The organism is Aeromonas sp. S12(2024) (genome assembly GCF_041402305.1).
GTDB classification, from domain to species: Bacteria; Pseudomonadota; Gammaproteobacteria; order Enterobacterales; family Aeromonadaceae; genus Aeromonas; species Aeromonas veronii.
Genome location: NZ_JBGLRB010000020.1, coordinates 44022 through 56651, shown reverse-complemented (window position 1 = coordinate 56651; position 12630 = coordinate 44022). Strand labels below are relative to the sequence as shown.

The window sequence follows — 12630 nt, the reverse complement described above, 5'->3', positions numbered from 1 at the left end:
ATTGCAGCATAACTTCAATGAACATTGGAAAAAGGTTTTTATATGAAGTCAATCGGCTTTTTCAATAACAAAGGTGGAGTGGGAAAAACCACTCTAATATGTAATCTTGCTGGCTCACTAGCCATCAAAAATAATAAAAAAGTTCTTGTTATTGACGCAGACCCACAATGCAACGCTTCAGCATATTTACTTGATGAAGAAAAATTGCAATCCATTTTGATGGACAATAAACATTATAGTGTAGATGCATTCTATGAACCCATTCGTCGTGGGCAAGGCTATCCAAAAGAAACACCTACAATTGTAAGAAGTGAACGATTTAATGTAGATCTAATTGTCGGCGACCCCAAACTATCAATTAGAGAAGATTTACTTGCTACTGACTGGGCTGAGACAAGAAATGGTGAGCCAAGAGGTTTCCAGACCACTTATGCTTTTAGGGAACTTGTTAGCAGATTTGAACAATATGACTATGTATTGATCGATATGGGACCATCACTCGGTGCATTGAATAGGTCTGTTCTATTAGGTGTAGATTATTTTTTGATGCCATTGTCCGTCGATATTTTCAGCATGATGGCGGTTGAGAATATAATTAAGTCACTAACATCTTGGAAATCCGCTCTTGATGGTGCTATCCAACGACACTATGAATCTGAAGGGCATAACTTTCAAATCGCGGGTAAAGATGTTGGCTGGTCTTTGAGCTTTGCTGGCCATGTAGTTCAACAATATAGAGCCAAAAAAAGAGAAGGGGTACGGCAAGCCGTTGGTGCATTTGAAAGAATAATGGAAAAACAATTATTTGAATTAGCAGAACTATGTAAATTCTTTGATGTGGACCCTAAATTGGCAGACTTGGGTGAAGTTCCAACTCTAAGTAGTGTTGTCCCTCTTTCTCAACAAGCTCATGCACCAATATTTGACTTAAATGCTAAAGATGGTGTTGTTGGAGCACATTACACTAGAGTTTATGAGGCAGCATCGTTCTTCCATTCAATTTCCGATAAATTCATTGCGAGAATAGAATCATGATAAACTGGAGCAATGAACTTATAGAGGTGATTGCTCGGCGTCGTTGTGTAATAATGATCGGGGCTGGAGTTTCTAAAAACTCTTCCAACAAAGATGGCAAAAGACCATCGACATGGGAAGAGTTTTTGAAGATTTGCGCTGTAGAAATCGAAGATGATGGTTGTATTTCAAATTTAATTAAAAATAAAGATTATCTCACTGCCTGCGAAATAATTAAAAAGAAACTTTCAAGAGATGCATTCATTGATAAAGTTCAGCATGAATATCAGCGAGCTGGCTACCGTCCAGCAAAAATTCATGAACACATATATAACCTAGATGTCCCTATTGTTGCCAGCCCTAACTTTGACTGTATTTATGATAATTATGCATCTAGCGTATCCTCTGGCACTGTTGTAATCAAAGATCACACTAGTCCGGACACGGCCAACTATTTATTAGGTGGCAACAACAGACTAATATTGAAAACTCATGGCTCAGCAAACAATCCAGAAAACCTTATATTTACACGACAAGATTATGCTGAGGCAAGGACGAAATACATCCTATTCTATGAGATTTTAAAATCCCTCGTCTTAACACACACATTTCTATTTTTAGGGTGTGGAACAGATGACCCAGACATAAGAACGCTTTTTGAAGATGTTAAGTTTGCTCATGGCCGCACACCATTTCATTTTATGACTATTCCTGCAGGGGAAGTTCATCCTGATGTTTTATCTATTGCATCAGACTCTATGAGAATAAAGTTCCTAGAATATCTACCTGATAATGGGCATGCTGAACTTACAGAGTCACTCGCAGAACTCGTTGAAAAAGTTGAAGAATATAGAACCAGTGAGCTACGAGATTCACTAAATTGGTGAGAGAAACATAAATGAGCCGCAGCTATCGATAAGGCTGCCAAAGCCGATTAATTCTGCGCTTTTTCATTACCCCTCAGGGGTGTAGATTGGTTGGGGGCAAGCGTTGCCCCCTCTCTTTTTTCATGACTGCCCGTGGTGCTCCGCGAAGCAATCTTTCGCCGATATCGCGGGTGGCCTGAGCCAATCAGGAGTATTCATGTCCGATCTGACCCTCTATTTCGCTCCCGGCACTTGTGCCATGGCCGTGCAGATTGCCCTGCTGGAAGCGAATGCCCCGTTCCAACCCCGTCTCGTCAACCTCGCCGCAGGGGAGCAACGTGACCCTGCGTATCTTGCCATCAACCCCAAAGGGCGGGTGCCTGCCCTGATCACCGAGAAAGGTACCCTGACCGAGACCCCGGCCCTGCTGCTCTATGTGGCGCAGCGCTTCCCCGATGCCAAGCTGGCGCCGCTGGACAATCCGTTCCTGCTGGCCCGCATGCAGGAGGTCAACAGCTTCCTCGCCTCCACCGTGCATGTCTCCCACGCCCACGGTCGCCGTGGCAGCCGCTGGGCGGATGACGAGCAGGCCATTGCCGCCATGCAGCAGAAAGTCGCCAGCAATATGCGCGATGGCTTTGCCCAGATTGAGCAGCACTATCTGGCAGGCCCTTGGGTGCTGGGCGAGCAGTTCAGCGTGGCGGACATTTATCTGTTCGTGGTCGCGGGCTGGCTGAAAAGCGATGGGGTCGAGATCAGTGAATTCCCCAAAGTGGCCGAGCATTATCAGCGCATGCTGAGCCGTCCGGCGGTCGCCAAGGCACTGGCCAACTAACCATAAAATCAATAGCTCGATAAATAACAAGGGTGCCAGGGCTCTGCTGACACCCTTCCTGCCTCCTCCCCTGCACTTCTTCTCCCGCCTTTGAGATCGTTTTCACATTTCCGTGGTTTTGCCGTGGCCCTTCCCCGGTAAAAAGCCTATCTTTGCGCCATGACGCAACCGGTTGCGTAACCGGTTGCCTAGCGGTTCACAGATTGACGGGCCAAGGCCTGATGAGGTGCTGTATGAAACGAGGCGTACTGCTCAATGCTCCCCTGAGTGCTCTGGTGGCACAGATGGGCCACACCGACGAGATCACCGTCTGCGATGCAGGCTTGCCCATTCCGGCAGGTCCGGAGCGGATCGATCTGGCGCTGATGGCGGGGACGCCCAGCCTTGCAACCGTACTGACTGCCCTGCTTACCGATCTGGTGGTGGAGAAAGCGATCATGGCAAGCGAGATCAAGCAGATCAGCCCCGCCGCCCATCAGGCGCTGGTCGATCAGCTTGAGGCTCACGCAGCCGCCCAGGGCAAGCCCATCGCCATCGAATACTGCCTGCATGAGGAGTTCAAAACCCGCTCCCGCCAGAGCAAGGCGATCGTGCGCAGCGGCGAGGTGACTCCCTACGCCAACCTGATCCTCTGCGCCGGTGTGGCGTTCTGACGTTCTTCAAAGAAGGCCTCTTCAAGGAAGCTGCAAATGAGCACAACCTCCCCCCTCTCACCCATTCTGGAGCTGACCGGGATCGTCAAGACCTTCCCCGGTGTACGCGCCCTCGACGAAGCGGGTCTGCGGGTCTATCCGGGCCAGGTGATGGCCCTGCTCGGTGAAAATGGCGCCGGCAAATCCACCCTGATGAAGGTGCTGACCGGCATCTATCAGGCCGATGCGGGCAGCGTCAGCTACCGCGGTCAGTCGGTCCACTTCAAGGGCCCCCGCGACTCTCAGGATCAGGGGATCAGCATCATCCATCAGGAGCTGAACCTGCTGCCGGAGCTGTCGATTGCCGCCAACATCTTCCTCGGGCGCGAACCCCGTACCCGTTTTGGCAGCATCGACCACAAACAATTGCGCGAGCGGGCAAGCGGCCTGCTGGCACGACTTGGCGTCAAACACGGGCCGGATACCCGACTCGGGGATCTCTCCATCGGCGAACAGCAGATGGTAGAGATTGCCAAGGCGCTGTCGTTCGATGCCAGCGTCATCATCATGGACGAGCCGACCGATGCGCTGACCGATACCGAGACCGAGCAGCTGTTCAAGGTTATCCGCGAGCTGCGCGAGCAAGGCTGCGGCATCGTCTATATCTCCCACCGCCTCAAGGAGATCTTCGAGATCTGCGATCGGGTCACTGTGCTGCGCGATGGCAAGTGGATCGGCGAGAAGGCGGTGAGCGATCTGGATGAAGACAAGATCATCGAGATGATGGTGGGCCGCCGGCTGGAAGAGCAGTACCCGCGTCTTGAGCGCGAGCTTGGCCCCGTCAGCCTGCAGGTGAAAGATCTGGCCGGTCCCGGCGTGCGCGGGGTGAGCTTCTCCCTGCGTCAGGGAGAAATTCTGGGCTTTAGCGGCCTGATGGGCTCCGGCCGTACCGAGCTGATGAAGCTTATCTATGGCGCCAGCCCCATCAGCGCCGGTGAAGTGCAAGTTGACGGCCATGCTCTGGTGCCCAAAAGCCCGGCCGACGGGTTGGCCGCAGGCATCGCCTATATCTCTGAAGATCGTAAGGGCGATGGGCTGGTATTGGAGCTGTCAGTGCGCGAAAACATGAGTCTGTGCGCCCTCGACGAGTTCATCAGCAACGGCAAGATTGACGGCAAGGCCGAGCGGCAGGCGGTGAGCGACTATGTGCGCCTGTTCAACATCAAGACCCCGAGTCAGGATCAGCTGATAAAGCTGCTTTCCGGCGGCAACCAGCAGAAGGTGGCCATCGCCAAGGGGCTGCTGACCCGGCCCAAGGTGCTGATCCTCGACGAGCCGACCCGCGGCGTCGACGTGGGGGCGAAAAAGGAAATTTATCAGCTGATCAACCAGTTCAAGAAGGAGGGGATGAGCATCATTCTGGTCTCCTCCGAGATGCCGGAAGTGCTCGGCATGAGTGATCGCATCATGGTGATGCACGAAGGGCGCATCAGCGCAGAGTTCAACACCCGCGATGCCAATCAGGAGAAGCTGATGGCGGCGGCAGTCGGTAAACAGTGGCAAGCAGAGCAAGAGGCATCCCAATGACAACCCAAACCCTTTCCCGCCGTGGCGTTATGAGCAAGGCGTGGTGGATCGAGAACAAATCCCTGGTCGCGCTGCTGGTCCTGATCGGTGTGGTCTCCTTTCTGAGCCCCAACTTCTTCACCGCCGACAACCTGCTCAACATCCTGCGCCAGACCTCGGTCAACGCCATCATGGCGGTCGGTATGACGCTGGTTATCCTTACCGCCGGTATCGATCTGTCGGTCGGTTCTGTGCTCGCCCTGTGCGGTGCGCTGGCTGCCACCATGGTCGCCATGGAGTTGCCAATCTGGCTGGTGGTGCCCCTCACTCTGGGTGCCGGTGCCCTGCTGGGCGGCGTCAGCGGTCTCATCATTGCCAAGGGCAAGGTACAGGCATTTATCGCCACCCTGGTCACCATGACCGCTCTGCGCGGCATCACCATGGTCTATACCGAGGGGCGTCCCATCTCCACCGGTTTCAGTGACGGCGCCGATCATTTCGCCTGGCTCGGTACCGGTTACCTGTTCGGTCTGCCGGTGCCCATCTGGCTGATGGCTATCGTCTTCCTGCTCGCCTGGTTCATGCTCAACCACACCCGTCTCGGTCGCTACATCTACGCGCTGGGTGGCAATGAATCGGCTACCCGCCTCTCTGGTATCAATGTGGATCGGGTGAAGCTGGCGGTGTATGGTCTGTGCGGCGCGCTCTCGGCGCTGGCAGGGCTTATCGTTACCTCTCGCCTCTCCTCTGCCCAGCCGACAGCGGGCATGGGTTACGAGCTGGATGCCATCGCCGCCGTGGTGCTGGGTGGTACCAGCCTGATGGGCGGCAAGGGCCGCATCATGGGGACCCTGATCGGTGCCTTGATCATCGGCTTCCTGAATAACGCCCTCAACCTGCTCGACGTATCCTCCTATTACCAGATGATCGCCAAGGCCAGCGTGATCTTGCTTGCCGTGATGATCGATAACAAAAGCAATCGTTGATAAGACAAGCCACACACAAGGAATGAAATGATGAAAAAGCTCAATACCCTGCTCGCTGCCGCCATCATGTCCGTGCTGGGCACCGCCCATGCCGCCGATCAAACCCTGGCGATGGTGGTCTCCACCCTCAACAACCCCTTCTTCGTCACCATGAAAGAGGGTGCCGAAGCCAAAGCCAAGGAGCTTGGCTACGAGCTGGTGGTACTGGACTCCCAGAATGACCCGGCCAAAGAGCTCTCCAACATGGAAGATCTCACCGTGCGCAAGGTCGGCGCCATCCTGATCAACCCCACCGACTCCGAAGCAGTCGGCAACGCTATCCGTCTGGCCAACCGCGCCAGCATTCCGGTACTGACCCTGGACCGCGGCGCTGCGCAGGGTGAGGTCAAGGCCCACATTGCCTCCGACAACGTGGCGGGCGGTAAGCTGGCCGGTGACTTTATCACCGAGAAACTGGGTACCGGTGCCAAGGTGATCCAGCTGGAAGGGATTGCCGGTACCTCCGCCGCCCGCGACCGTGGCGAAGGTTTTGCCCTGGCCGTGGCGGCCAACAAGCTGCAGGTACTGGCTTCCCAGCCTGCCGACTTTGACCGCACCAAGGGTCTGAACGTCATGGAAAACCTGCTGGCCGCCCATCCGACCGTACAGGCAGTGTTCGCCCAAAACGACGAGATGGCGCTGGGTGCCATCCGCGCGGTACAAGCTGCCGGTAAAGAGGTGATGATCGTCGGCTTCGACGGCACTGACGATGGCAAAGCCGCCGTTGCCAAGGGTAAACTGGCCGCCACCGTGGCCCAGCAACCCGCGCTGATCGGTGCCATCGGCGTCGAGACTGCCGACAAGGTGCTGAAAGGTCAGCCGGTCGAGAAATCCATTCCGGTACCGCTGCAAGTAGTTAGCAAATAAGTTCTCGAGGGGAGGTTCGCCTCCCCTTTTCCCCCTCAATTGCGGTGCCTCCCGGCTTGTGCTCACTCAATCACTGTGTTCAAGCCAAGATGCATCAGGAGTAGTCAACATGAATCGTCTCGTCGTTCTGGGCAGTGTCAATGCAGACCATGTGCTGCGCGTACCCCACTTTCCTCGCCCGGGTGAAACCCTGACCGGCCACAGCTATCAGGTGGTGCCCGGTGGCAAGGGGGCCAATCAGGCGGTTGCGGCTGCCCGTCTCGGTGCCCCCGTCTCCTTTATCGCCCGCATCGGTGATGACGCCATCGGCCACCAGATGAAGAGCGGCTTTGCCAAAGATGGCATCGACGTCAGCGCCGTCGAGCTCGATCCCAAGCTCCCGACCGGCATCGCCATCATCTATGTGAGCGATGAGGGGGAGAACAGCATCGGCATCTCAGCCGAAGCCAACGGGGCCATCACTCCGGCTGTGGTGAAAAACCACGAAGCGATGATCGCCGACGCCCATACCCTGCTGTTGCAGCTGGAAGTACCGCTCGAGAGCGTCCATGAGGCTGCACGGCTGGCTCGCGCCCACGGCACCCGGGTGGTGCTCAACCCCGCCCCTGCCCGTCCGCTCTCCGCTGAGCTGTTGGCACTGGTCGACCTTATCACCCCCAACCAGACTGAAGCGGAGCTGTTGACCGGCGTCAAAGTCACCGACGAAGCGAGTGCCCGCGAGGCGGCCGCCCGCTTCCACCAGATGGGCATTGCGGACGTGATGATCACCCTGGGCTCCCAGGGGGTCTATTGCAGCAACGCCCAGCAGCAACAGCTGATACCGGGCTTTCGGGTCAAGGCGGTGGATACCACAGCCGCAGGCGATACCTTCAACGGCGCCCTGCTGGCGGCGGAACTGGCGGGTGCCGATTTCCACAGCGCGGTGCGCTTTGCCCACGGGGCGGCGGCACTCTCCGTCACCCGGTTCGGCGCCCAGAGCTCCATCCCGAGCAAGCAGGAGGTCGACGCCTTCCTGCTTGAGCAGACTGCGCAGGGGCACTGATGGCCAATATCAAGGAGGTGGCGGCGAGGGCCCAGGTCTCCACCACCACTGTCTCCCATGTCATCAACGAGACCCGTTTCGTGGCCGAGGAGACCCGTGAGCGGGTCTTTGCGGCCATGCGCGAGCTCAACTATGCCCCGAGTCTGGTGGCTCGCAGCCTCAAGGTGAAGGAGACCAACAGTATCGGCATGCTGGTCACTACCTCCAGCAACCCCTTCTTTGCCGAAGTGGTGCGCGGGGTGGAGCGTTACTGCTTCGAGCAGGGCTACAACCTGATGCTGGGCAACACCGAGGGTCAGGCCGAGACCGCCCTCTCCTACCTCAAGATGATGCTGCGCAAGCGGGTCGATGGCCTGCTGATCATGTGCAGCGAAGGACAGCAAGAGGTGTTCAATCAGCTCGACTGGCTCAAGAGCCTGCCGGTGGTGGTGATGGATTGGGGTCTGGTCAGCGAGGATGTGGATCTCATCGCCGACAACTCCTTCCACGGTGGTTATCTCGCGACCCGCCATCTGATTGAGCTGGGCCATACCGCCATCGGCTGTATCACAGGCCCCCACAGCCGCGCGCCCGCCAACCAGCGCCAAGCTGGCTTTGAACAGGCGTTGCAGGAGGCAGGTCTCACGATCAATCAAGAGTGGATCCAGGAGGGGGACTTTGACTGCGCCAGCGGCCATCAGGCGATGACTCGTCTGCTGGCATTGCCCGAGCGGCCCACCGCCCTCTTTGTCTGCAACGACATGATGGCGATGGGAGCCATCAGTGCCGCCCATCAGGCGGGGCTGGTGATCCCGCGGGATATCTCCATCGTTGGCTATGACAATGTGGCACTGGCAGAATTTATGTCGCCGCCGCTCACCACCGTCAACCAGCCCAAAGAAGAGCTGGGGCGCCTCGCCGTCACCCGCCTGCTGGCGCGGATCAACGGCGAAGCGGTGGAGAATCACCTGATCACCGTCGACCCAGACCTGGTGATCAGACAATCTTGCGCGCCCCGCCCCTGATTTTCAGGGGCAACAAAAGAACAAGGCGACCCAGAGGTCGCCTTGTTTCGTTTTATCTCTGCCGTGCAATACCGCTTTTGCCCTCAGGCCAGCGACCGGGTCTCCCTGGCTGCCAGCACTTGCAGTGGCGCCAGCCCCAATCGTCTGGCCAGAGGCTGCAACAACTCGCCATCATCATCACCCTGCGGCAACCAGTAGCGAACAGGCCAGCCGGCTGCCAGCTGCGCTGAGGTGGTGCTGCCAATCTCTCTGAGCGCCAGAGTGCAACCCTGCTGCCGCAATCCCGCCAGCAAGACACCATCCGGCTGCAGCGTTGGTATCAGCAACACCAGCGGCGTGCGGGAAGACCTCGGCAGATAGGCCAGTAGATGGGTCAGCTGGGCCTGGTTGTCGAGCGGGACCAGTAGTGTCCGACCATCGGCATACTGCGCCTCGTGCGCCTGCAGCACACGGGCCAACACGGGCCCCAGTACGCCGCACTCCTGCAGCCAGCGCATCTGGCAGGGCGCCCCCAGCTCACGCCACTCAAGCGCCAATTGCCACATCTCGTTGCCCTGTCCGTCCGTCAGCGCCTGCAACGCCACTCGCAGCGGTGCAGGCTCGCGCCCTGCCAGCCACTCTCGCAGCTGATGAAGCTGCTGCTGACTCAACTGCAACTGCTGCAGCATGGCTGGCTCAAACCAGCTGATCGCCCCCTCCTGGCTACGCTTGGCCTGGTTGAGGGCCAGGATGGCCTGATCCAGCAACCGGGCGGCATCCTGTTGCTGCGCCTTGGCGACCCCGAGCCGACAGGCCAGATCGAAGCTGCACTCCCGGGTCACGAACTCGAAATGGAGCAGATCCACCAGCTCATGAATAGCGGTTTCCAGCGCATCATTCGCCTTGGTCAGCACCACGGCAAATTCATCTCCGCCGAGCCGGTAAGCGTGGCTGCCATGGGCCTGCTGCAGCTTGTTGGCCACCATCTGCAACAGCCGATCACCGACCTGATAACCCAGCAGATCATTGACCTGCTTGAAGCGCTTGAGATCGAGCACCACCAAAGCGCTCACATCATCGGCATGCAGAGCGCGAGAGAGCTGCTCCTGCAGGGCACGGCGGTTGCCAAGCAGGGTCAGGGGATCGAGCAGGGCAAGCCGGCGGTTCGCCAGATTGGCGCGAATGAGGGCAGCGACCAGAGCGCCACCGGTCAGTAGCAGGATCAGTTGCCAGATCTGCAGCCAGAACAGGCTGTTGCGGATCTGGCTGACCGAATGCTCCCGCTCCTGGCCGGAGAGGATCTGATCCCCTATCTGTTCGATGAGACGGGTCTGGCTGGCGATCGCTTCCTGCAAACGGGCAAGCTCAGCCCCCTCGCGCAGCGCACCGGCCTCCATCTGGGGTTCGAGCTGCTTGATCTGCTCGAACAGGGTGGCCAGCACCTTGCCGAGCCCGTGCCGCTGGCGCATCTCGGCGGTTTCACTGCTGATGAGGAAGATGTCGAGCCGGTTCCACAGCAGATCGTAATCGAGGCTCAGGGTCTCCATCGACAATCTGCCAGCCCGATAGAGCTGCAGGTCGTAGAGGAAACGCTGGGATTCGAGCATTACCTGGCTGATGTTCCAGTGGACATTGCGGTAGAAAGTATCGACCAGCTGCTCCTGCCGATACTGCAGATAGAGGCTGCTGCCCGACGAGAGCAGAAACAGCAGCGACACCGCAACCAACAGCAGATTTTGGCGGGATAGCCCCATCAATCGACGATCTCGATGCGGGTCACCTGCCACACCATGCAGTTGTGAATGGCAGGCACGTCCAGCTTGGGATAGGTGGTGAACGGGATGAGCAGCCAGAGCGGCCCCTTGTTACGCCGGGTCAGCGGTTTGCCGTCCTCCTGACGCACCAGGGTCAGCGGCACGCCGTCGAACAGGGCCAGATCCACCACCTGCTGATAACCGTTGAGGGCCGAGACGGCGATCTTGCGGGCATCCGGGATCCCTTGCGCCGCCAGCACGGCTGACAGGGTCGGCCCGCGATAGTGGTGGGTGCCCTGGGTCCAGGGGGTAGTCGTGGTGAATTCAGTCTGTGGCAAGGCGGAGAGGGCCGACTCATCGAGGGTCACCTGCTGGCCATCTGGCAGTACCAGGGTCATCAGGGGGATGGAGGCCGATGCACTGGCACTGGCCAGCATCAGGAGAAAAAAAGCGATCCATTGCTTTACTGCGGTCATGGTAATTTGCGCCAACTGCGTCCCATTTTTTAAATGGTTGCCAGTGTGGCGATTTCACCGAATCATTGCAACTGTCCCTTCGCACAGTAGCTCAGGGACCGCGCATCTCCATCCAGTTGTGCCCCTCGACTTGCCTCGGTTGATGAATGCCGCACGCCTCCAGCAACTCATCGACATAGGCGGGCACCAGCAGGGAGGCAGGGCCATAGCGTTTTTCGTCAAACTGGCTACCCACCTCGCTCGGTTCGAGATTGAGCTCGATGGTGTGCGCCCCGTTCAATCCCGCTTCATGGACAAACCCGGCGGCAGGATAGACTGCGCCAGAGGTGCCGATGGAGATAAAGAGATCGCACTGGGCCAGCGCGCTGTAGATGCGATCCAGCCCAAGCGGCATTTCGCCAAACCAGACCACATGGGGACGCATCGGCTGGGGGAACTGGCAGCAGGAGCAGAGCTCGTCCTGATGGAGATCCCCGCGCCACTCGATCACCTGACCGGACTCGGGGCAGCGGGCCTTGAGCAGCTCCCCATGCATATGGATAAGGTTCTTGCTGCCCGCGCTCTCGTGCAGATTGTCGATGTTCTGGGTGACCAGAGTCACCGAACCGGGCAGCAGTCGCTCGAGGCGGGCCAGCGCATAGTGGGCCGGATTGGGGTGAACCTGGGGCTGTTGCAGCTGTTTGCGGCGGGAGTTGTAAAAGCGCAGCACCAGTTCGGGATCCCGGGCATACCCCTCGGGGGTCGCCACATCCTCGACCTTGTGCTCTTCCCACAAACCGTCGCAGGCACGAAAAGTCTTGATGCCGGATTCGGCAGAGATCCCCGCGCCGGTCAGGATCACGATATGTTTGTATGACTGCGCCATAAGCTGCTCCGTCTATCCCCGCACAATAAATGTGACCTTAGCACAGGGAAAAAAGTGTCACTATTCGCCCTTGGTCTTAAGCGGCGCCGCTGGCGGTGCGGGCAACCAGGCATCCAGTACTGACAGATCCAGCCTGACAAAGACCATCTCCCGCCCGGTCACCAGGGTCAGCGGCAAACCAAGGCGCTTGAGCAGGGTCAGCATCGGGCGGTTCTGGGCCAGCACTTCCGCCGTCCACTCCCGGATCCCGTCCGCCCTGGCCAGCAGTGCCAGCGCCAGCAGAATGCGCCTCCCCGCCCCCTTGTGCTGGAAGTGATCCGCCACGATGCAGGAGAACTCTGCCCGATCGGGATGAAGGCGGCGGCGGATTGATTGCGCCTGAGCCAGCGGCTCACCGGCCAGATCGGTCAGCAACAGCGAAATCTGTTGTTCGGGATGGTAATTGAGAAATTGGGCCACCTGTTCCGGTGGCGGTGTCCGTTTCGGACGCATAAAGCGCAGATAGATGCTCTCTTCACTCAATGCATCGTAAGCAGCCAGCATGCGGGCAGGCGGCACCCCATGCAGCTCGCGCAGCAAGCACGGCACCTCGGAGACCTCCATAGCCAGTGGCAGCGCGGCCCGGGAAAGCGGATGGGGCCAGCCCTCCAGTCCTTTGCCAAGGCGCTCCCGGTGCATGGGCCAGCAGAGGTAGCGCGGCATGGC

13 protein-coding genes are annotated in these 12630 nt (G+C 57.9%); 9 read left to right on the top strand and 4 right to left on the bottom strand.

All coding sequences use genetic code 11. The features are described from left to right. Window positions 1-42 precede the first annotated feature (42 nt). The 9 genes from ACB035_RS17485 (at window position 43) to ACB035_RS17445 (ending at window position 8851) form a co-directional block, all read left to right on the top strand. Complete coding sequence (locus ACB035_RS17485) at window positions 43-1035, top strand: ParA family protein (protein WP_139734850.1); 993 nt, start codon at window positions 43-45, stop codon at window positions 1033-1035. Then, window positions 1032-1901: an SIR2 family protein gene (locus ACB035_RS17480; protein WP_139734849.1), complete on the top strand. Its 870-nt coding sequence runs from the start codon at window positions 1032-1034 to the stop codon at window positions 1899-1901. The genes ACB035_RS17485 and ACB035_RS17480 overlap by 4 nt, the downstream gene beginning before the upstream one ends. A gap of 196 nt (window positions 1902-2097) precedes the next feature. After that, window positions 2098-2715, top strand: a complete 618-nt coding sequence (locus tag ACB035_RS17475) for a glutathione S-transferase family protein (RefSeq protein ID WP_371167804.1) — start codon at window positions 2098-2100, stop codon at window positions 2713-2715. Window positions 2716-2948: 233 nt separating this feature from the next. Then, window positions 2949-3368 (top strand): D-ribose pyranase, encoded by a 420-nt coding sequence (gene rbsD / locus ACB035_RS17470; RefSeq protein ID WP_069527587.1) that lies wholly within the window; start codon window positions 2949-2951, stop codon window positions 3366-3368. 36 nt (window positions 3369-3404) lie between these two features. Next, window positions 3405-4934, top strand: coding sequence for a ribose ABC transporter ATP-binding protein RbsA (gene rbsA / locus ACB035_RS17465; RefSeq protein ID WP_075114653.1), 1530 nt, complete (start codon window positions 3405-3407; stop codon window positions 4932-4934). Continuing rightward, window positions 4931-5899, top strand: coding sequence for a ribose ABC transporter permease (rbsC, locus tag ACB035_RS17460; protein ID WP_005336670.1), 969 nt, complete (start codon window positions 4931-4933; stop codon window positions 5897-5899). Before rbsA ends, rbsC begins: the two co-directional genes overlap by 4 nt. Window positions 5900-5929: 30 nt before the next feature. After that, entirely contained in the window at window positions 5930-6805 is an 876-nt protein-coding gene (gene rbsB / locus ACB035_RS17455; RefSeq protein ID WP_005336672.1) for a ribose ABC transporter substrate-binding protein RbsB, read from the top strand. Between the two features lie 109 nt (window positions 6806-6914). Next, window positions 6915-7847: a ribokinase gene (gene rbsK / locus ACB035_RS17450; RefSeq protein ID WP_100645834.1), complete on the top strand. Its 933-nt coding sequence runs from the start codon at window positions 6915-6917 to the stop codon at window positions 7845-7847. Beyond that, entirely contained in the window at window positions 7847-8851 is a 1005-nt protein-coding gene (locus ACB035_RS17445) for a substrate-binding domain-containing protein (protein WP_236280343.1), read from the top strand. The genes rbsK and ACB035_RS17445 overlap by 1 nt, the downstream gene beginning before the upstream one ends. 83 nt (window positions 8852-8934) lie before the next feature. Here the strand turns inward: ACB035_RS17445 and ACB035_RS17440 are convergent, their stop codons facing one another. The 4 genes from ACB035_RS17440 to ACB035_RS17425 all read right to left on the bottom strand — a co-directional run bounded on the left by ACB035_RS17440 (window position 8935) and on the right by ACB035_RS17425 (window position 12627). Beyond that, window positions 8935-10584, bottom strand: coding sequence for a diguanylate cyclase domain-containing protein (locus ACB035_RS17440; RefSeq protein ID WP_335812479.1), 1650 nt, complete (start codon window positions 10582-10584; stop codon window positions 8935-8937). Further along, window positions 10584-11060, bottom strand: coding sequence for a hypothetical protein (locus tag ACB035_RS17435; protein ID WP_371167803.1), 477 nt, complete (start codon window positions 11058-11060; stop codon window positions 10584-10586). The genes ACB035_RS17440 and ACB035_RS17435 overlap by 1 nt, the downstream gene beginning before the upstream one ends. 91 nt (window positions 11061-11151) lie before the next feature. After that, window positions 11152-11925: a Sir2 family NAD+-dependent deacetylase gene (gene cobB, locus ACB035_RS17430; protein ID WP_005336680.1), complete on the bottom strand. Its 774-nt coding sequence runs from the start codon at window positions 11923-11925 to the stop codon at window positions 11152-11154. A gap of 60 nt (window positions 11926-11985) precedes the next feature. Next, window positions 11986-12627: a GNAT family N-acetyltransferase gene (locus tag ACB035_RS17425; protein ID WP_179903880.1), complete on the bottom strand. Its 642-nt coding sequence runs from the start codon at window positions 12625-12627 to the stop codon at window positions 11986-11988. Window positions 12628-12630 lie beyond the last annotated feature (3 nt).